This window comes from Shewanella sp. T24-MNA-CIBAN-0130, from assembly GCF_040310185.1.
GTDB lineage: Bacteria > Pseudomonadota > Gammaproteobacteria > Enterobacterales > Shewanellaceae > Shewanella > Shewanella psychromarinicola.
Genome location: NZ_JBEOPP010000068.1, coordinates 1 through 21,239, shown reverse-complemented (window position 1 = coordinate 21,239; position 21,239 = coordinate 1). Strand labels below are relative to the sequence as shown.

The 21,239-nt window shown below is 40.3% G+C and carries 18 protein-coding genes, 1 tRNA gene and 1 pseudogene; 4 read left to right on the top strand and 16 right to left on the bottom strand.

The genetic code is table 11. The annotated features are described in order from the left end of the window. Window positions 1–660: 660 nt before the first annotated feature. Window positions 661–1,518, top strand: a complete 858-nt coding sequence (locus AAEZ02_RS19360) for a hypothetical protein (protein WP_351124579.1) — start codon at window positions 661–663, stop codon at window positions 1,516–1,518. Between the two features lie 281 nt (window positions 1,519–1,799). Here AAEZ02_RS19360 and AAEZ02_RS19355 read toward each other — a convergent pair. From AAEZ02_RS19355 to AAEZ02_RS19310, 10 genes and pseudogenes are all read right to left on the bottom strand, one after another. Beyond that, window positions 1,800–1,875 (bottom strand) — tRNA-Lys (locus AAEZ02_RS19355). Window positions 1,876–2,009: 134 nt separating this feature from the next. Further along, entirely contained in the window at window positions 2,010–2,681 is a 672-nt protein-coding gene (locus AAEZ02_RS19350) for a GIY-YIG nuclease family protein (RefSeq protein WP_350997954.1), read from the bottom strand. Between the two features lie 125 nt (window positions 2,682–2,806). Then, window positions 2,807–3,952 carry a DNA cytosine methyltransferase gene (locus AAEZ02_RS19345; protein ID WP_350997951.1) on the bottom strand — a complete coding sequence of 382 codons (1,146 nt, stop codon included), beginning with the start codon at window positions 3,950–3,952 and terminating at the stop codon, window positions 2,807–2,809. Between the two features lie 474 nt (window positions 3,953–4,426). Beyond that, the gene (locus AAEZ02_RS19340) at window positions 4,427–4,642 is read right to left on the bottom strand and encodes a hypothetical protein (protein WP_350997949.1); all 216 of its coding nucleotides are present in this window, start codon (window positions 4,640–4,642) and stop codon (window positions 4,427–4,429) included. A 16-nt stretch (window positions 4,643–4,658) separates the two neighbouring features. Further along, the gene (locus AAEZ02_RS19335) at window positions 4,659–4,991 is read right to left on the bottom strand and encodes a hypothetical protein (RefSeq protein ID WP_350997946.1); all 333 of its coding nucleotides are present in this window, start codon (window positions 4,989–4,991) and stop codon (window positions 4,659–4,661) included. A gap of 61 nt (window positions 4,992–5,052) precedes the next feature. Continuing rightward, window positions 5,053–5,235: pseudogene (locus AAEZ02_RS19330) on the bottom strand (IS21 family transposase); the annotation flags it as partial. 321 nt (window positions 5,236–5,556) lie between these two features. After that, window positions 5,557–6,123, bottom strand: coding sequence for a hypothetical protein (locus AAEZ02_RS19325; RefSeq protein ID WP_350997943.1), 567 nt, complete (start codon window positions 6,121–6,123; stop codon window positions 5,557–5,559). 16 nt (window positions 6,124–6,139) lie between these two features. Further along, complete coding sequence (locus tag AAEZ02_RS19320) at window positions 6,140–6,853, bottom strand: AHH domain-containing protein (protein ID WP_350997940.1); 714 nt, start codon at window positions 6,851–6,853, stop codon at window positions 6,140–6,142. A 135-nt stretch (window positions 6,854–6,988) separates the two neighbouring features. Continuing rightward, complete coding sequence (locus AAEZ02_RS19315; protein WP_350997937.1) at window positions 6,989–8,062, bottom strand: DUF1566 domain-containing protein; 1,074 nt, start codon at window positions 8,060–8,062, stop codon at window positions 6,989–6,991. A gap of 52 nt (window positions 8,063–8,114) precedes the next feature. Next, a complete protein-coding gene (locus tag AAEZ02_RS19310) occupies window positions 8,115–9,404 on the bottom strand; it encodes a DUF2628 domain-containing protein (protein WP_350997934.1) in 1,290 nt (429 codons plus the stop codon). Window positions 9,405–9,573: 169 nt separating this feature from the next. Between AAEZ02_RS19310 and AAEZ02_RS19305 the strand changes: the two genes are divergently transcribed. Beyond that, a complete protein-coding gene (locus AAEZ02_RS19305; protein WP_350997932.1) occupies window positions 9,574–9,801 on the top strand; it encodes a helix-turn-helix domain-containing protein in 228 nt (75 codons plus the stop codon). On the opposite strand, the gene AAEZ02_RS19300 is transcribed toward AAEZ02_RS19305, so the two are convergent. Then, a complete protein-coding gene (locus AAEZ02_RS19300; RefSeq protein WP_350997930.1) occupies window positions 9,798–11,081 on the bottom strand; it encodes a tyrosine-type recombinase/integrase in 1,284 nt (427 codons plus the stop codon). The two genes, AAEZ02_RS19305 and AAEZ02_RS19300, sit on opposite strands and share 4 nt — an antisense overlap. A 1,271-nt stretch (window positions 11,082–12,352) precedes the next feature. Between AAEZ02_RS19300 and AAEZ02_RS19295 the strand changes: the two genes are divergently transcribed. Beyond that, the gene (locus tag AAEZ02_RS19295) at window positions 12,353–13,051 is read left to right on the top strand and encodes a hypothetical protein (protein ID WP_101032930.1); all 699 of its coding nucleotides are present in this window, start codon (window positions 12,353–12,355) and stop codon (window positions 13,049–13,051) included. Window positions 13,052–13,153: 102 nt separating this feature from the next. Here AAEZ02_RS19295 and AAEZ02_RS19290 read toward each other — a convergent pair whose 3' ends face one another. The 5 genes from AAEZ02_RS19290 to AAEZ02_RS19270 all read right to left on the bottom strand — a co-directional run bounded on the left by AAEZ02_RS19290 (window position 13,154) and on the right by AAEZ02_RS19270 (window position 19,392). Next, window positions 13,154–17,017: a S8 family serine peptidase gene (locus AAEZ02_RS19290; RefSeq protein WP_124693450.1), complete on the bottom strand. Its 3,864-nt coding sequence runs from the start codon at window positions 17,015–17,017 to the stop codon at window positions 13,154–13,156. 295 nt (window positions 17,018–17,312) lie between these two features. After that, complete coding sequence (gene asnC, locus AAEZ02_RS19285) at window positions 17,313–17,774, bottom strand: transcriptional regulator AsnC (protein ID WP_101032928.1); 462 nt, start codon at window positions 17,772–17,774, stop codon at window positions 17,313–17,315. 100 nt (window positions 17,775–17,874) lie between these two features. Beyond that, window positions 17,875–18,552: a bifunctional tRNA pseudouridine(32) synthase/23S rRNA pseudouridine(746) synthase RluA gene (rluA, locus tag AAEZ02_RS19280; protein WP_101032927.1), complete on the bottom strand. Its 678-nt coding sequence runs from the start codon at window positions 18,550–18,552 to the stop codon at window positions 17,875–17,877. A gap of 97 nt (window positions 18,553–18,649) precedes the next feature. Further along, a complete protein-coding gene (locus tag AAEZ02_RS19275) occupies window positions 18,650–18,940 on the bottom strand; it encodes a hypothetical protein (RefSeq protein WP_124014268.1) in 291 nt (96 codons plus the stop codon). A gap of 32 nt (window positions 18,941–18,972) precedes the next feature. After that, the gene (locus AAEZ02_RS19270; protein WP_101032925.1) at window positions 18,973–19,392 is read right to left on the bottom strand and encodes a hypothetical protein; all 420 of its coding nucleotides are present in this window, start codon (window positions 19,390–19,392) and stop codon (window positions 18,973–18,975) included. 751 nt (window positions 19,393–20,143) lie between these two features. On the opposite strand from AAEZ02_RS19270, the gene AAEZ02_RS19265 reads away from it, so the two are divergent. Next, window positions 20,144–21,133: a 2-hydroxyacid dehydrogenase gene (locus AAEZ02_RS19265; protein ID WP_351124574.1), complete on the top strand. Its 990-nt coding sequence runs from the start codon at window positions 20,144–20,146 to the stop codon at window positions 21,131–21,133. Window positions 21,134–21,239 lie beyond the last annotated feature (106 nt).

Below are 21,239 nucleotides of genomic sequence, written 5' to 3'. Positions count from 1 at the left end.
ATTGACGCGGTAATGGAGGGGGGTTGTGCTGCCCTGAATCAATACGTCTGGCTGTGCGGGATGAAAATCCTGCTTTAGCCGCTGCAGATGATTGAGTCTGTTTAGGTTGATTACGATAAGACATATATAGGTTAACCTGTGATTGATTTATGGTTTTTCCAGGCATATAAATCTCTCAATAATTATGTATGCCTAGAGCTTACCAAAACCGGACAAGCTAGTTGTCGCGAACCGGCCAAGTTAATTGTCGCCTAATAGTTAGTTACAAATGAAGCAAAATATGACTGTTTATGCAGTTTTGTGTGCATAAGCTTAGTCTTATTTTGAATCAGCACAAGAACACGCAGAATGCTCAGTTTAAGCGCTAAAACATGCTAAAAGTGCACGTTAACAACTATTAAAGTGCAATTGCTTTATCTAATCAGTATTATGTGGTCTATAGAAAGTACTATGTAAATTTACTTTTTCAATGTGCTAGTTTGAGTGAATAGCTATCTTAGCTATCTTAGCTATCTTAGCTATCTTAGCTATCTTAGCTATCTTAGCTATCTTAGCTATCTTAGCTATTTAATACCATGCAACTTTAGGTACTATCACTTCGTACGTAATTTGATATTATCTAATGTTTACTTAATTTATTTACGCTATGGCTTCGAGGGAATGATGTATTTTTATAACGTAAGTAAAGAGAAAATTAGTAATGAGAAATTCATTCTAAGCCACTTTGGTTCCAGTCCAGATGTTTCGGCTGATAGAATTGATGGTATGTTTGCACATCAGAATGTATATATGATCCTAGGAAATCAAGTAAATGTCATTAATACAAATAATATTTTAGTTGATAGAATATCAATTCCGGATTTTACAAAATTGTTTAGTGAATTTGCAAAACAATTTTACATCTATGAGTATCAAGTCAAAACTGGCCGTTCAATGCGGTTAGTTGACTTATGGGAGGATGACCCTATTGGAAGTGCAGGGCCTGAAGTCATTGATAAAAAAGATATTTCACTCACAGAGTTAAATGAATTGTATAAGCTGTTCGAACCGTTTGAGGGTTTGATATATATAGATCATGTAGAGTTCTATATCAGAGAATCGATGTTAAACATCAATGTGATCAAAAGGAAGCGAGAGACAAATAGATTTTTTTTAAACAAATTGAAAGAGCGAAAGAATAGGTCAATTGCAGTAGGTGAGGATTTTCGTTTTAAATCAAATACTGAGTTAGTATGGCAAGACTTGACCTTTAAGCTAAAGGATTGGGCTATTAGTCGAGGTTACGATTCATTCGTGTATGAAAATACCAAAGAAGGTAATGGGGGGGATACATATGTAACATTATTACCCAACCAAGGTACTTGTACTGGAAAAGTGTTTAAATTTTGTGAGCAGAAGTACTTAGCTGAAATGCCATTAATTATCGAGAAGCTTTATCGGAAACAAAATTCACATTGTATCCTGACAAAACTAATGTGGGGGAACCAAGATCCTATGCATTATTGGACCACTATTTAAAAAGGAAGATTATATTGTCTGATAAATTTTAAATATTCAATAGATGAGGCGTTAAGAACAATAGTTCCGTATCCGATTGCACTGGGTATGAATATCTGGTTAATATTTTTACTATGAATGGCTATCAATAAAAAATACTATAAATTTAACGAAGAGATGGTTTTTAAATTGACCATACATTTTTATATATTTTCTTTATATAAATGATAACTTGTTTTCAAATCTAGTGGGATATAAATTTAGTATCATCAATACTATATCTTCACTATTGTGTTTTAAGATGGTGGGTCGTGAAGGATTCGAACCTTCGACCAATTGGTTAAAAGCCAACTGCTCTACCGACTGAGCTAACGACCCATCTTTTGGAAGCGGGCGAATCTTAACTTGATTGTGTTTTGTTGGCAAGTAAAAAGTCATAATGAGTTAATAAAATATCAATATCTACGCTTTTCGATTGTTTTTAGTACAAGTTTTGAAGGTGAAGTTAATTTTCATAGTTCTTGCTCTTCTATACTGTTAACTGCTCTTTGAGTAATAGCCTCGATTCTTGTCTTAGATAGCCATTGCAACCTTATTACTTGTGTCAAAAGAGTGTTTCGTAGGCCATTGTTAACTTTTCTTTCGCTAATTATATGAGATAGTTTTGCAATTGTGGCAGCTCTTCGAGCTATTCGGAAATCTGGGTGGCTTCTCATTGCAAAAACCTCAGGTGTAACAATTATGCCACTAAACGATTCTGGCAAGTCAACGCTTACAGTAGCCATTGGAGGTTCTTTTTCATTGAGAATGGCATTAAATTTCGATTCTAGTATTGCCATATCGTGTACTTTACGTTCCATTGCATCTAGTACTGATTTTATATTTTGGACGTTTGACTCTAATATTGGCCAAATTTTTATCTCATAGACTTCCATAGGGTCAAGGACTGACATCGCTACAGCATCCGTTCGTCTATTTGTTAAATGCCTGCGGATTCGCGTTCTTAGGCTTTCAGATGTTTGCCCCACATAAATAGGTTCCCTTTCATAGTCAAAAAAAGCATAAACTCCATATCTATAATTTCCTATTTTTTGTCCTTCAAATTCGCTATCTAAAAAATTTGAAAGGGCTTTGCGAAGCTCTTCTGTTTCAAATGTGCTCTTTCCTGTTCCGTAATCAATCACTTTGTAAATCTCCCAAATTACATTAATTCATCTATTAAAGCCTAAATATCTGAGGTTTAGAAGAAAAACTTTAAATCATTCAATATGAACTGCCACTTTCACAGGAAAGGCAAATTAGATGTCATCTAGATTATTAATCTTTTAGCTAGCGGAGACAGTAAATGCTTACTTAAAAAGTTCACAACTGGAACTGCTACAGCGTCACCCATTGCCTTATAGCCTTGATTATAGGTGCCCGGGACTTGATAATCGTCACTGGCACCCATTAGTCTTGCCGTTTCTCTTATTGATAATAATCTTGTACCTAAAACTCCTTTTTTATAAATGACTACGTGTTGGCGACTGCTTCCTCCAGAGGGTGTTCGCAAGCAGCCTGCAATATTATCAAACCTAATTTCTAGAACTTGCTTTCCATTGCGGATTCTTTTGTATCCAGGAAAAACATTTGACCCGTTTCTGATGGCATCCTTAAGCCTAGACATATGATTTTCCGGTATCATGCTCAGATGATATTTTACTTTTTCGTCATCTTCGAAGGGCAAATCAAAATCTATAATAGAATTCAAGCCAGAACCTCGCTTTTCAGGTATAGGTAAGTTCCACCACACCCAGTCCTTAGCTTTTGATGCAACATTAATAATAGCTTTCGAGTGAGCCCAGTTTGGTTCATTAGTTGTTAAATCTAAATAATTTATGTTTTTATTAACTCCAATTACAAATACTCTTGGACGAGATTGTGGTACCCATTTTTCAGCATCCAACATTACCGCACCAACAGCATATCCACGTTCATTTAAAGCTTTATGTAATGATAAGTAGTGTTCGCCGGACTTTGATGAAACTAAGCCAACAACATTTTCAGCCACTACGATCGATGGACGATAACTCATCTCATCAAGTATTCTTAACCATTGCCATACCATTCCGCTTCGGTCACTTTCAATTCCCTTCATATTTCCAGCTAAGGATAAATCTTGGCATGGAAAGCTTGCCCAAGATAGCTCGTGATTTGGGAGAACTGTTCCCTTTATATTTTCGATAGATCCAAGATGAAAAATCTGTTGGGGATGGTTTGCTGCAAATACATTTTGCTTCTTTGGGCATATATCATTAGCCCAAACAGTGTCGAAATCTTCTTTCATCGCTTCGGCCACAAGCCCACTGCCAGCGAAAAAGTCCACACATCTGGGTTTTGACAAATTTTGACCGTTTGGATCAAAAGAGAGCGGCTTGACACCCAAGGTGTCATATCTTTTTGATTTTGATTGCATATATGGGGTCTTCAATGTTTATGCCAGATATAAGATTTTGATACTGTGTTTTCATACAGTAATTTTAACTTGGGAATCGATGATTTTCCAGCGTATCTTACATTAGTGGCGGATAAGGTTACTAACGTTTTTCTATATTCGTTAGAGCTGGGCGTAGCGATATTTTTCGTGCGGTCGCAAGTCTGCACTGTGACTTGGTGTGTATCAGATAGGAATATGACACTTTGTTATATGATCACTTTATGAACGAGTGACCTAGATTAAGGTTGTTAGTGAGCAGACAATAAGGTAACTAAGCAATGAGGTTGGGCGAAGCCAACAAAAATTGGCCTGTAAGTCAGGTATTGATCGCAATTACCATTTCAGACGTTGAGCGTTTTGTTCGCAATATCACCCTTGATTTGCTAGATGTGGCTTCATAGGAGTTTGTCCGTAGGTTACATGTTGAGATGATCAGCAATAAACCCTAGTTGATTAGTTTGCTCCGTTTTCAAAGGCTGTCATTGCCTTACGGGCGGCATCAATAGCCATTTGAATGTCAAATTCTATACCTTCATCGAGGCATTCATCATTTTTGCTGACTGACCAGACATAGCCTTCATTATAATGATCAGGATTTTCTTCAACATAGATTTCAAAGCCTTGATATTCTTCTTCAAAAGGTAGGGCTGTGCGTGAGTCCTTATCCATGAAACTCTCCTTATGGTTAGTGTGCTGAGGTTAATTTGTTTAGGTACGCAGTTAGCTCAGCTGGGCTTTCAGTTGTAAACACGACTTCACTATCTTCACCAGTGTTAATTTCTGGTTCGTTATCTGTGCCTTCGTTGATAGCTGTCATCACAAGATACCGCTCTTCTTCTTGTTCGCGATCATCAGGAGCCTCGAAGTCCACCCATAGTACCAGATGCTGAATACCTACTTTAAAGTAGAAGCTAGGGCTCATATCATTATGCCAGCTCTTATCCGTTAGCCAAGGGAAGTCTGCTAGGTTAAAGCCCAAGTTAAAGTCTTCACCAAACTCGCGTTTATATAGTGCCATTTTAAGCTCCTGAATTTTATGCCTTATCCTATCATTTAAAAACATTAAATAGCGAGGGCTGATCTGATGTGCCATCGGGAAGTGGCCAACCTAGCTCGCTGAGCTTAAAGCGACTGAGAATTTCAGAGACGGTAGAGAAGCCGATTTTGACACAGGTAGCGATGTTGCGATTGGAGAGTTGGCAGTCGAATTTGAGGCGTAAAACCTCGTTGATTTTAGTCATAACTATTCTCTTTTTTGGCATTGTCGCTTCCAGTAGTATTATTTGATGCCAATAATGGTAGCGACTAATTGATTTAAAAGATAAAAAAGAATGAATCCGCGATAAACCGATCATGGATTCCGGAGTTAGGCCTAAAATGACCGGATTATCGCGGAATGAGTGATAGGATTACTCCGAAACATGCAATACGTGGCAATAACGATGGAGCTCATGGTGAAAATGATTCTTATACTATTCAAGGTCGATGTGTAGCGGCAACCTGTGTAATTCTCTTTATTAGGTAAGTAGGCCATTAGCATTGTGCCAGTAAAGTGTGCTTAGGCAAGAAGCAGTGATATCCGCTCAAAAAACACTAACTAAGTCAGTATCAAACACAAGCCCAGTAAAGCTTGCTTGATCAAATTTCAGCTTAAATTTTTCCGTAGCAAATAAAGCATGAGTACCATATAGCAAGGACTTAAAAATAGACGTTTCTGCGACACAATGAGCATCAAAAGAGAGCTGCTCAAGACCACATTCATAGCCATCCTCGAAATGTTTGACGGTACGACTCAAATCCTCTTTACCAAATATTAATGGAACAAAAATATACATTTGAGCACTTTCAACTTTGATTGGTAAGAATTCCCCTTCATTTTCAAGCTGAGTTTTAAATAATTCATAGGCCGTCATAGACATGATTAGATAAGTACCCCAATACGAGACATCTGGTACAGGTTTGCCGTTCTTATAAGCAGATGCTAAGTTGCACTGAGTTTGCCGCCATTTACCAGCCAAGCTCTCATTTGTTCTGGGCTGACGTCTAATCAGAGATAAGTCTTCATCACCAATAGTCTCAGCCAAATCAAGCAAGCTGAAATCGGGTACTTCAATACTGTTCTCTATTGGTTTCAATCGGTAAATATTCATTGTGTTATTCATTAGATTAGACCGACTTTTTCTCAAGGATATTTGGTGGGAAACTACCATCTTTTAGCTTTCTTTTCACCGACTGGAGTCTAGATACAAAAACAGCCTCAGGTAGATTGTCATTTGAAAACATTGATGAAATCCATGTTTCATAATTATAAGTGTGAATAGGTCTGTGTGGTGGTGACTCGGGTGTCGCCCAGTCATCAGCGTTGTTTCTTGCGAAATTTCTCAGCCATATGCCATTAAGTGGGTCATTAATTCCGATACCATATGCATGTAGGTTTAAGCGGCTGCTGATCACTAATTGTTTTCGGTGTCTCCCTTCACCTGGAATGATGTGGTGAGCTTCATGAATTGGTGTTGGTTGGGGCTCTCCGATAGCTCTTAAATTTCTAGCAAGCTTTTGTGTAGGGTGATGTCTTTCAGCAAGTAACTCTCGAACATTTTTTGATTTATTCTCTTCTCTGTAAGTGGTCAAATTCTCTTGCATCATTATATGAGCTGCAATTGTTCTACGTTCGAGTCTAAGGTGCTTCCAATCTCTGTCTCTTTTGGCAATACGCTGTGTTTTCTGTTCAGCGCTTTCTGAGGCAGGAGTCGCTTTATTTTTGGTATTGTGAAAATTGCGTGCTTTCAGTTCATACTGATAAATGATCATATCCAGAGGTGTTGGGTCGATAGGGCGCATTGGTAAAGGTATGTCATTATATTTATGGTGTTGATTCATCCTTGAAAGCCTTCTTCTATATTCATTTGCGTTTATATCTGTGTGCTATGATAAGCACAATTGGACAATAAAATCACTGTTACATGACACAAATCCAACTAATGTTGGATTTGTGTCTCACTTTTAAAAGTAGTGCTAATTATCTCTTACAAGCCTGACGTATAAATTTAGGATTGGCCCGTTCCAGCGACCATAGCCTTGGTCGAAATAGATAAGCCATTTATTTCCCATTGAAGCGTTATCTTGTGCCGTTGATGTCCAAAATGGTCCTGAGGGTGTTTGTGGAAATGCAGTTTGCGCTATAGTAGGACTCTCAAAATTACCGGTACACAGTTCGTCATTTGTCTTCCAATAAATCGGCTTACCCGATGAACAAAAAACGAGTGAGCTTAGCTCTTCTTTAGTGGGTAAGCGCCAATCAGAGTGATTACCATCTGAGTATGAAAGGGTATTTGCGTAGAGCCAGCTAAATGTACTAGGACTGCCTTTACATGCTCCATCCTGCCAAGTCTGACCTAGGCTACAGCGTATCCACATTAAATTGGTTTGTTTATCGGTAATCGTGCCATTGCCGTTATCGGTATAGCGCTCTGAAATGCTCCCATCACCTATGGTAGTGAAGGTAGCATTGATTTGGCAATCTGATGCAATAGTGCCAGTCGTATACTCTGTGTTATTAAGTGTGCCATTACACCCCGTGACTGATTGAATTTTATAACCGATATCGGGTGAAATGTTAAAACTTGCGTTGGTGTTATAGCTTACATCAATACTTTCTGGGCTTACTTGGCCGCCAGTCGCAGCTTGAGTTGTGATTTTAAAGGTACTTAGTTTAAAAGAAACGGCTACTGTACACTGTGTGTTAATGGCACCTGTTCGATAAGTGTTTTGGGCCAACGAACCACCACAACCGCTAATGTCATTTACCACGTAACCAGTATCAGGTGTCACAGTAAAACTTGTTGTATAACCTGATTCAACCGTATTGAGTGCGGGTGAAATGCTCCCTCCTTGAGTGGCTGTAGCAGAGATGCTGTAGACGGTTGGGATGACTTGCCCTGCATCATCGTTACTGTCACCTTCCGAGCCGCCACAGCCAGCAAGTAAAGTTGTTGCAAGTATGCTTAAAAGCAGTGTGTTTGCCTTTGATGGCGGTGTCTTTATCGATGTCATAGCGAGTGTGATGCTTGCGTGAATGCACTTATTCATTGGTATTCCCTGTTATGTTGTCCTGATTAAAGCAGGCTGTTGGTCGTGATGATTACTTCGTTACTTGATTGATTAGGATGTTTTCTGGTGTGAATATTTCGCCGATAGCCTTGCTGAGAGAGTTGCTGTAGATGTCATCTAGGGCATTGTTGGCGGTGATATACGGGGTGTACTCTTTGCCTTCTCCCAATGACAGTTGCCATCTTGCTGTATTGACTTCAAAGGTATCGTCCAGATTGATGAGAAACTGAATCGTCAATGATGCGCGTGTGATCTGAGGGATGAAGGCTTCATCTACTTTTCCAGTTACCGCTTCAGCGGCTTTTTGACCCACTAGCTTAAAGTGTTTCAACTTCATATTGCAGGTATACACAACTGTGGTGATGCCATTGCCACTTTCTTGCTCTGTCCAAGACGTACTGGCGCAAGGCGTCCATTTATCAAACGCCTGACCTATATTGGTTTGCTTGTAGTCATCAAGGTACCCCTCTTTTACGGCGAGTACATTCAGCACATCTGCCATGCGAACGTAAGTGATGGCCGTGACAATAAGGATGACTATAATCGTCGAGCCTGCGATACCTAACCAGCCCGTCATCCATTTTGACATCCAAGGCCATGTGGTTTCACCGAGCTTGTAATAGCGGTAATAGTCATAATTAGCCGTAAGACCGAAGACAAGAGAATTGATGATAAAAGGAAGCTTGCTCAGGTTCTTGTCAGTAATGAGTGATGCAACCGCTAGGATTATCAGGTTCAGCAGCATTAGCATGAGAAACAGGTAAATACCTTTCTTCCACATGCCCTTAGCGAAGTAGTACCCCGAGCCAAACACGAATGCGAGTGCATTCATGTTAACGACATTCTGCCCCTTTATTTGCTCCTTTTTAGGTCTTGAGGTATGTGCAGGACTTTTTGCTGAAGCAAAATAGCCCAACTTGTCAGCTTGTCTAAGGTCAAATTCAGCAAACACCTTCTGCCAGCCTTTACTTAAATCATCATAGGATTTCACTGTCGGTTTTGTGGCTGTAGCAGGCTTAGCTTCAGTCGATGACTTAGCTACTTGTTGTGGCGCTACAGGTGTAGCTAAAGGTGCTGCCGTTGCGGCTTGAGTTGCTACGGGCTTGATGTAGGTAATGATACCCACAGCGTTTAGCTTAGCTTTTAGTGCGTTAGCTTCACTTTCGCTCAAGGCATTCTTGATGCATATAGGGTTACCCGAGAATAATACATGTGCTTTTTCTTCAGGAAACTTTAAAAATTTAGCTAATGCTTGGCCTAGCTTGTGGGGATCTTTGCCTTCAGTAATCTCGCCTTTAAATACAAGTTTGAACGAGTTCATTTCATTTCCTTATGATACAGATTGAGCAGTTAGGTCTGCGGTAAATGACACAACACCCAATTTAGCTCAAAGATTAAATGAGGACTATGCGCATTAAATGCGGATTATAATCCGTGGTTAGTTCGTAAGCAAATTCTCATAGTGGTTGCCTTGAAAAAAAGGGAACACTATGAAAATGTTAGCGGTTGAGTTTGGTCATGCGATGAGAAAAATGAGAAAGCAAAAAGGTCTTTCTCAAGATGAGTTGGCATTGTGTGCTGATATTGATCGAAGCTATATTGGGCGTATAGAAAGAGCTGAAGTAAATATCACAGTAGAAATGTTATATAAAATTGCAAATGTACTCGACTGTGAACCCTGTGAATTACTTCCCAGCCGAGCATCACTTAAATTTTAAATGCAGCCTCGAATTTTATAGCTGATTTTCCACTCTTTAAACAGCTCTGTTAGCCTAGCTTCATTTTGTTTACTGCCAGATGCTTTTTTGTCTTTTACTTTGGTTTTTTCTTTACCTAGGTCAACACCCGATAGCTCTTTACTGTACATCTTCGGGGTAACATGGCTGTAGTGTTGTTCAATCATGGCAATGCTGGTTCCACACTGTTTAGCTAATACTTCCATGCTGACGTTACCAGACATTAGTTGCCATGTGATGTAAGTATGACGCAGGGAGTACAACGTTCTGACACCATGTGGTGACGACTTCAAACCAATTTCCGATATCGCTTTTTCAAACGCCTTACCGAGTTCTTTGCTCGAAGTTCCATCCGCTAGCTTAAATAGCTTGTCTGCAGGTTTTCTATTAGGAAATCGTTCTCGTAATGATTGAACGCTGGAGAATATTTCATCACGGCATACGACTTCTCGGATACCTGTATGCTTGACCGTTTTGCCTTTTCTCACCGTGATATAGAAGATAATGTTGTGTTCATTGGTATCGATATTGATGTCACCCCACGTGAGGCTTTCCATCTCCGTACCAGGTCGAATACCCGTATTAACGGCAAATTCCATATAATCGAGAAGCAGTTCACGAATTTGGCGGGTTTTCTCCCTAATACTGTTTTGCTCAAGTGCTAATACCGCATCGAAGGCTCTTTCATATTCCTCATGAGAGAAATGTGCTCGACGTTGCGATCCCGCACCTTTGGTCGATAGGGGAGGGACTTGAGCTGCTAACATCCATTTATGATCTACTGCTTCTTTAAATACCAACTGCATGGCGGCGTTGTGATTCAGCAGCGTTGATTTGGCAGGGACACGCTGGAATTGTTCAATACGCCATTTATCAAACTCACGCAGCTTTTCACTATCAATTGAGGTAATGTAAATACGGTCGAAAAAAGGGATATGGTACTTACGCAATACCTGAATATAAGTCTTATAGTTAAGTGCCCCAGTTTCATTATCCAGAGCCTCTTGCATGTTGATAATTGCTTTTTCAGCTACATCGCGAAAGCGTTTTGTGCTGACCAGAATATTACGGTCAGCCATGAATTGGTATTCCATTTGAAGCCGATAGGCCATGCCGATGGCTTTCTCTTTTTCTTTCTGCTTAGTCGCTTTAGAATGCCACTTACCAGCTACTTTGATGCGGGCATACCAACGCTTGCTATTGTCTTGTAGGTAGACGTATAGTTCGTCTGAAATATCGTGTCTTTCAACCTGTTTGCTCATAGTCTGATTCTGAAGTGGTTTTGCAAAGAATTTGCAAAGTAAGATATTTATAACGTAACTAGCTGATAATTAATAGCCATTTTACACACTATCTATTCAAAATCCCCTGCTTCGCGGCGTGTCGGTTCGAGTCCGACCTCAGGTACCATTATTTAAAAAGCCCCGTTCTTAATTGAACGGGGCTTTTTAATGCTCTTAATTTATTGATTTTATGACTAATATCCTTGTAAACACTATTTTCTTCTACCATTGACGCTAACAGATGATGGGGTTACGTTAAGCTATAAATACCAAGGTAAACGGCCAAGTGTTGCGCGTAATAGTCTCAGTAGTTTGTTTAGTTATGATGTAAATGGTAATCGCTTTAAGTAAATTAAAAAACAAGATGATACGGTGGCTCTACATTACTATGTCGGTCGTTTTGAGCCTGAAGTGACGCTTGGTAGGATCGTTGAAAAAACCTATATTGGTAACTAGACTATTAACATGCAAGCCTATGTGGGCTGCTTGGGAAATCAATTACTGTTTTAGCATGAGTTACGTAACCACTTGGCCAGTGTCGATACCTTAATAGATGCCATAATGGGGGGCGGTATTGCAGCCTCGTGACTATAATGTATTTGGCCAACCTGCGTAAATCGTTCCTGGTAATGCGTTTCTATCAAGTACAAGCTGGCGGCAGGGTGTGACCAAGGGGTATACCAAGCATCAGTATTTGAATGAGCAAGAGTCGATCCACATCAATGGCCCAATATACCATGTTAACGTCAGTCGTTTTTTACATGTTGCTCCCTTTGTGCCGCACCCAAAGCACCGTCAGAGTACGAACCCATATGGGTGTATCTTGAAAACTCCTTTGAGCCGACCCTACAGAGTATGCGTCTTTATGCCGTAGGGATGATGCCCGCGGTTGTATTGCTGATAAAGTTAACAATGTCGCGAGTGACTGATTATAAGACGCGACATTAATGGTAAATCATCACAGGTGAATTCTGTTCTTTGTAATTCAATTTACATACTAAATATAAATGACCTAGAAATGATTTGTTGTATTTATGCGCTAAACTAAGGTCATATAAACAAAGTTTAATATAATTATGGATATTTTATATTTTAAATAAACCCTTTTTTATCAGTATCTTATATGTTTTTAGGTATTGTGTGATCTGATGTGCGTTGTTTTCCCTCTCATACAGTCTTGCGATCGTACATGCGGGGCTTTAGTTTGTCCTATGTGCGTCACTTTTTGACGCTGATAAGAAGGAGTTTCCATGCCAGCACAATTTAATGTTCAAATTGGTTCTTTTCGTAAAATCAATAAGATCCCTAATGCCTGGTCAAATGAAGAATACCTTCAATTGATGGCTATTATGGGCTTAAATGATGATTTAGAAGGAATGGAGGCTACTGAACTTAGAGAAATGTGCATGATGTCTCTAAATGATTTAGAGCCAAATGAAGCCGCTAAAATCGTCTTGACTCATTTATTCAGTGAATTGCCTGAAGGTAAAATTGATCAGTTAAGTAATGACATGATGGGTGACAGAATGTGGGAGGAATATTCTGACTGCTTGCTTCATGAAGGTTTTTTTAGTGCTTATTCATTATTGAGAGAAGCATTTAATGGTGTATTTGCCGAGCCTTCTGGTGTTGAGTTTATGGTTAATGTTACTGCAACAGATGCCGAAGATTTGAATATTTTTGATGAGTCATTGCATGCTGCTATGGTCCGCCTTCTGGCATCCGGATTATCTCCCGATGCGTTATTACATCGATTATATGAAGATCAAATCACGGGTACCCATTTCCCAGAAGCTCCTGGGATATTGTGGCAATTAGAATCAGTATCAAGTGAAGACTTATCCCGTCAGTTTAAGATGATCAGCTCAGATTTTTGGTTCGGTAAATTTGCGAATGTAGAGCAGTTTGAAGCCTCAGCTCATGCTGATGAATCGGATGAAAATGAATAACTAACCTTATAAAGTCTATTGCTTTAGCCAATAAAAAAACCAGCTGTTAACAGCTGGTTTTTTTACATCATTTTGGCAAGGCCAAATTAATGATTACTATTATTAGTGCTTACGACGACGTAATGCAGCTAATGGTAGTAATAGTGCCGTTAACCAACCCATAGAACCACCAGAAGATTGCTCTACTTCCTCGTTGATATTAATGGTTGCTGTACCCGGTGCACTTGTCATTTCACCGTCTGATGCGGTTACGGTAAACGTGAAGGTGTCATCACCAACTGGAGCAGTAAACAGAATTGATGGACCACCGTTGGTAAAGCTAACACTCTTACCACCAGTTTGAACCCAATTATAAGTTAAAGCATCACCATCGATGTCTTTACCATTTGCTTTTGCTGTTACTACGAATCCACCAGCGCTATTCATTCCTGAAGGCGCAACCGTTGGAGCATCATTAACGTTATTTACCGTAATAACAACTTGTGTAGGCGTGCTCAAATTCCCTTCTTCATCAGTTGATGTATAAGAGAATGTATCCGTGCCAGTAAAGTCTGCTGTTGGTGTATAAGTGAATGCACCATCTGCTGCTAAGGTGAGTTCACCATTAGTCACTTCATCAACAAGAACAACAGTGTCTAATTGTCCAACAGGAGACACATCGATTAAGCGTTGAGCCTTAGCTGTCATGCCATCACCGGTTACTTGAGTACGAGCGACCTTTTGGTCTGGCTTAGTATCATTATCTAATACATTACCTTCCATAGAAGTATCTTCATCAAGTGAAGGGGCGTCAGCTTGGCCGAAGCTAAACTCAGTAACCATTGCTTTATAAGCAAGCTCAACACTACCTGCAGTAGTTGATCTTACTTCAACCCAGTCATCATTGGTAACAGATGTGCCTACACCGTTAAAGTAATGAGTTGTACCTATGCTACCACTGATGTTTTCAGCGCCAATGGTTACGTTAGCTGGCATACCAGGAATATCGAAGTAGTTAAACGTGACTTCTTCAGTATCGCCCGTTTTTAACCACACGCTGAAGCTGTATTTATCTCCAGAAGCATCGTTCCAAAGTTGCGCATCATTCCATTCAACAACTAAGAATGAAGCTGTTCCAGTGCTCACGACACCAAGAGATATTGCTCCACCACCAGTATCGCCAACTGTACCATCACTTAAATCAAAATCTGACCAGAATGGTGCAAGGATATTATTTGGATTTGAGCTATCAGGTAGTTCTTTATTAGCATAAGTGCCTGCTGTTGAACTATTACCAGGAATGACTATGCCGTTATCCGAAATAGTAATTGCGGTATAAGTTTGTCCATTGTATTTAAATGCCGGTACGTTAAATACAAATGAAGTTTCATCACAACCGTCTAAACAAGCAGGTGTTTGACTTAAGCCAAGAGCGGTAATATTAGGATATGTACCTGTGCCACTAGTCGTGACCATTTCAGGTAAGTCCATTGAACCAACCCAAGTGACTACGCCAGTTTTTTCATCAACAGATAGACCATTTTGCGAGGCGCCGTTCAGGACCACAGATACATCATCTTTTGATGTAAGCTTAGTGCCTTTAGGAGTCGTAGCCGTCAGAGTTACCGTGTTTTCAAACATAGTGTTATTCACAACAGATTTTATTGTGAAAGGATCAGCAACAGAAATATCAGTGTCAGTTGTAAACGCTGAGATTAATGATGAATCACTTGACTCTTTAGCGAGTACCGCCAATGGAAGATGAGCATTCTGCTTACCTTCAGTGCTAGAGATCATGACATTACCGAATATCCACTCACCATATTCACTGAATGTTGAATCAACAGTGACGGTGAAGGTTGCAGATGCACCGGCTTCAAGTTCAAGCGTTGTTGGTGAAATCATTAGGCCTGCAGCATCAGAACTTGCAGAAAGTGCCCAAGATGATTTTTCATCACTTTTATTGTAAACCGTACGAGTAAATGTACAGATACCTACACACGAGTCAGCAGCGATAGAAGGCTTATCAAACGTTAATACTGCTTTTGCTGCTGCATCGAGATCCATACGACCTGCACCCATGGCAAAAGGTGTTGCCGGTGTAGATGCGTCGTCATCTAAAATCCCATCTATTTTAGATGTTGATGTCAGCGCTGTTTTAATATCAATTGCTGACCATGTAGGATGTAGTTGACTTAAAAGTGCAGCAGCACCTGCAACATGTGGGCTAGCCATACTCGTACCAGTAATCATATTAAAGTCTTCTCCACCGTCATCAGGTGAGAAAGCCGATAAAATGTTAGTTCCTGGAGCCGCTAGATCAGGCTTAAGAATGTTCTCATTGCCATTTGGACCACGAGAGCTAGACTGATTGATTGTATCGGCAAGACCACTAACCATAATACGCTTAATTTCAGCGCCAATAGTACCTTGAGTCGCACTGTCTCCCATTGAATCTAGAATCGCCATGCCGTCATCTTGGGAAATCATAACTGATGGGAAGGTAATACCCGGTACTGACATTGGGATAGGTGCACCAGTACGGTTGTTATAAACAACAACGGCAGTTGCGCCAGCAGCTTCAGCGTTAGTCACTTTGTCACTAAAGTTACAAATGCCACGTGAAATTAGTGCAATACCATCTTTAAATGAGTCTGCAGCAAATACATCACAACCTTCAGCGTTTTCAGCATCAATATTAAATGCAGCAATAACTGGTCCAGAGATGTCCATATCAATGATGGTATCTGATCCAGGAATCGCTAATAAATCATCACCACCAGTATTAAAGCTGTTAGCAAAGTAACGGCCTGTCGTGCTGTTAGCAACTGTAATACCTGACTCAATACAACCAGGGCAACCTACCGTTTTAGGGGCGCTACCATCATTGCCAGCGGCACTTACAACCACAACACCTGCAGCTTCTGCAGCTTCAAACATTGTTTTGTATGGGCTACTTGAAGGATCTGCGCCAGCGCCACCACCCCATGAATTGTTAATAACATCAGCGCCATCATTAACGGCATGTTCTAATGCTTCCATCAGCATGATGTTAGAACCACTGCCACCACTACAGTCTTCTGTAGAATAAAGTGCTTTGTATGCCATTAAATACGCGGCTGGAGCGACGCCCGATAATGTAACGTCAATGCCTTTAAATGTTGTTTCTACTTTATTACCAACAGCAGTACCTGCAACGTGAGTTCCGTGACCACCAAACCCTAATGGGCTCATGTATTCATCTGCACATACAGGGAATGTAGGCTGTGACCAACGTGCAACAATGAGCTTATCGTTACAAAATGAACTATCCACAGTTGAGCAGTAGTCATCAGTTGGCATCATAGCTGTAGGAGCGGCAAAACCTTCTCCTGAGAACATTGGGTTTTCAGGACGAATACCACCATCAATAATGGCAACACGAATACCTTTACCAGCATTTTCCATGCCCTCAACAGCATTCCACATCGCTTCGCTGTTAATTATTTCATGTGAAGCATCCATGTTAGTGCTGTACATAGCTTCAGGATAGACAGATATAACCCCTGGAATAGCCATAATCTGTTCAACGGTTAATCCTTGACCAACAATAGTTACACCGTTAAATAATGTCTTAAATTGACGCTCAACTTTAGCATTTGAAGCAACCTTTGAAAGGGCTTTTGTAAATGCAGCTTGTTCGGCCTTCAGATGAGATGCATAGCTTTTAACTGGAGCTGATTGAATGTCTAGTTTGCTGTTTTTGTCTTTAACCGCTGTTGAGACTAAAGTGGAAATTCCACCTTGATATTTTGCAATTGCAGGCGACGCTAATTCGACAATATAACGTTGAGGAGCTACGACGCTGTTATATTTGACCACTGGTTTGTTGTTTTTTTCAGCTGACAGAAGTTCAATGCCTGCTTGGTTAGAGCTATATTGTGTATTCGCATAAGTAGCACTTGATATCAGTGCAGCTGAAATGGCTAGGGCTAATTTTGTCTTCACAACTTCTTCCTTGTTTTTAGACATCACTCAATGTGGGGGGTGGGGTATCGCTGTAACACGATGAATATTCAGTGATGATGTTTAGATTATTTTCGCTTTTGTGTTGCACTCTGTGGCGCATCGGAAGTATTTGTAGCACAAAAAAATAACAAAAGTAATACCAAAACCCAATAATGCAGTAAATAGTTGTTAACATATGTGTGTAAATTTGTGATGTAGGTCTGATACTGATTTGTGAGGTTTGACAATTATTGGAGGGGGTGTGGTGCTGGAGGACAGTAAAGCCCTCCATAGTCTATGGCTTTACTGATCTTACGATGGGATTTTGTAAGCTAATAAGTGTTTCGGTTGACTGGATTTCATCAATAGATTGAATACGATTAATCAATACATGCTGCAATCCATCGATAGATTGGCACATTACCTTTACAAATACCGAGTAATTTCCGGTGGTGTAATAGGCTTCCACTACTTCTTCTAATTCATTTAGCTTGGCAATCGCAGCTGGATAATCGCCAGCACTCTTTAAATTGATGCCGATAAAGCAGCAAACATCATAACCGAGTGCCTTTGGATTGACGGTGATTTGTGCGCCAGTAATAATGCCAGCTTGTTTCATTTTTTCAACGCGAACATGAATCGTTCCTGCACTGACATTAAAACGTTTTGCCAGTTCCGCAAAAGGTGTTCTGGCGTCTTGCATAAGTGCGGTAAGAATCCGATTGTCTAATTCGTCACGTTGAAATGAGCTATCCACGGTATTAAGCCTTACAAACCATTAATTGGCCATAAATTTACGACTTTCAATGCACAATAGCTACTAAAATTCGCATGGGTATTAACAATGTTTAATTTTACTATTGATCTGCCGTAGGGGCCATGAACGTGACGGCGGATTCAAAATGCATTGCTTGTTGTGAGTAAGGGTGAGTGATTGATAATGCTGCCGCATGCAGAAGTAGTCGAGGTGATAATCTTTTTGCTAAAGGATCGGCATAAAATCCATCACCAAGGATCGGGTGGCCTAATGCCATCATGTGGACGCGAAGTTGATGTGAACGTCCAGTAATAGGAGTGAGTTTCACGAGTGTTGATTTAGCGCCATAGCTTACGACTTCAACTAACGTCACAGAAGCCTTACCAATAGTATGGTCAACTTTTTGTTTGGGTCTATTGGGCCAATCGCAAATCAGAGGCAGATTGACTTGAGTAATATTAGGCTTCATATGGCCAGCAACGCGAGCAAAATAGGTTTTGGCAGTTTCTCTATCCCGAAATTGACGTTTTAATTCACGCTCAGCATTGCGCCGAAGTGCGACGACAATGACCCCTGAGGTTGCCATGTCTAACCTGTGCACAATGTGGGCATTAGGATGTTGTGCTAAAACACGAGAATAAATACTGTCATGGTAAATGGCTTCCCTTCCTGGAACCGATAGCAGTCCTGAGGGCTTATTTGCGACAAGAATATCTTTGTCTTGATATACAATATCTAGCCATGGAGTGGTTGGAGGGTTGTAAATGAAATCGTCCATAGTTGTTCTCGTGATTCAATTCGCGGCAGAGAGACCGTTAGGGCTTATGATGTGTAAGCATTGAATTATATACTACTGATAAGGCGAAAGCGTCGATTTAAGAGAATGCATGGCCGTTGACGTGCATGATGGTGAATGTCCACACTACGAACGCGAGCGGAATATGCACCAATGCATAAAAACATTGATCAAGACGACTCATGCCTTTTGCTAGCCAAATTAAATGCAGGTGCGCGCCTATGACTGCGGGAAATAGCACCAGCAGTGGATAGAGTGAAAACGGACTAGCATCGACAAAAATGGCGTGACTAGTCAGTGCCCAAACCACCATAAAAGCGGTAGTCATTGGCGGCATTGCAACGCGATATTGATCTGGGTAAGGGAACATCCCATGTCCTTAAAGTCATCTATTGTGGCAAGTTAGCCTTTTATTTCTTTTTTGCTCTGAATCACTTTCCGATGCACTATCGAGTAGTGGCGTAATCCAGCCGGTCCATGGGATACAATAACAGATAATAGAATAATAAAGATGACTAATTCCGATTTACATTCGCTTAGTTGAATAAACAATCCTAACAGTATAACTTTTAGTAAGGTTAACACTCCTTTGAGTTGAATTAGCCACCGCCAATCTCTAATGATCTCCCAACTCACTAATAATACGCCAGATGTGATTGCGATAAGCCAATAATTAAACCACAGAGATAGTTCAAGATTGAAGATCATGCCACCACCACTGCCCACGACCCCAATAATATGTAAAGCCCTGAGTGAGGTTTTACTTATTCGTTCAATCCAAAATCGAAGGCTTGATACAGGCAAATCTTTTTTATGATTCATAGTTTCGCTAGAGTATTAACATTACGATAACATTAACAATTTCAATGCATAAAAACAGTGATATGAGCAGCAGTTCTTTCCAATATCAGTGTCATTACTCATTTTATTCAGTCTTGATAGCATTAACTCTCCGCAGAGGATGGCTTTTGTGGTGTGTTCTTGCCAACGGCATACCTCTTTAGATCGGCGCTAGTTTAATCATTGCAAATAGAGTGAACTGAGAATAGGTTGATGAACCAATGGTCCACATCCGTGCTGGCTTTTTTAGTGTCGGGTTGTGTCATGGGGATAGCCAATGCGGCGCCAGAAAACGGGGGCTGAGTTTTATCCTAAATGGCTGACATGATGTGAGCTGTTTATGGCGCGAATCGGTTAGTTGGTAATGCCATTTATGATATTGCGATCTTTGGACGTATTGCAGGTGAACAAGCGGTTATGTTTGCTAAAGAGCATTAAGTATCATCCGTTAACCTCCACTCGGAATAAGCGTGCGGTTAGATATTGCAATGACAGACGCGATCCAATCGATAGGCTTTTTCATTGGCGTTAATCACGCAAACAATATCGCCGCGTTATTATTGTCGGTGCTATCTATAAGGGGTAATGTGGATCACAATTTCATCTTTATCCACTGTGATATTGACGACAATAACCGTTAATTCGCATACAATTAACCCCTGTTTTGAGCGCGACTATTGCGGTAAATTGTGATAAACGATCGCGGTAGCGCCATTAACGCATTTGGAACCTTATGAGAATTGGATTTTTTAGCGCAAAGCCTTATGACATTCGTCACTTTAATAGTATTAACAACACCTTTAATCTTGATATTGAATACTTTGATTATCGACTTTGCATGCAAAACGTAAAATTAGCCGAAGGCTATGAAGTCGTGTGCGCATTCGTCAACGACTCCTTATGCGAAGAGGTATTAGTTGAGCTTGCAAAAGGGGGGACAAAAATAATCGCCATGCGTTGTGCGGGGTTTAATAATGTCGACTTAGTGGCAGCAGAGCGCTTAGGGATGAAGGTGGTCAATGTGCCTGCTTATTCACCTGAATCAGTCGCTGAGCATTCAGTGGCCCTGATGTTGACATTAAACCGTAAAATTCATAAAGCTTATCAACGTACTCGTGACGCTAACTTTGCCTTATCGGGTTTAGTTGGTTTTAATATGTTTGGCAAAACAGTTGGAGTCATAGGCACGGGCAAAATTGGCTTAGCCACCATTAAAATATTATTAGGCTTTGGCTGTAAAGTGATTGCCCATGATCCATACCCTAATCAAGTCATAGTCGACCTTGGTGTTGAATATGTTGATTTAGATACGCTGTACCCACAATGCGACATTATCAGTTTGCATTGCCCGTTAACCAAAGATAACCATCATTTACTTAACAAAGTCAGTTTTAGTCAAATGAAGCCAGGTGTGATGGTGATTAATACCAGTCGAGGCGGCTTATTGGATGCACTTGACGCGATGGAAGCGTTAAAGGATGGCCAGATTGGTTCATTAGGGCTTGATGTATATGAAAATGAAAAAGGTCTGTTTTTCGAAGATAAATCAAATGAAATCATTCAAGATGATATCTTCCGTCGCTTATCTGCTTGTCATAATGTGATCTTTACTGGCCACCAAGCCTTTTTAACGGAAGAAGCTCTCAACGCGATTGCCTCAACAACATTAACCAATGTGACTCAGTTGACGGCGGGGCAAGTTTGTAATAACGAGCTGTTTTAATTTGTTCGAGTTAACTGAAATGGCAGTGAATATACTCAAGTGAATTCAAACTGCAGGTTTTAATTTCTGAAAGTTATCATTAATTGTATCACCGAGCGTGTCAGCA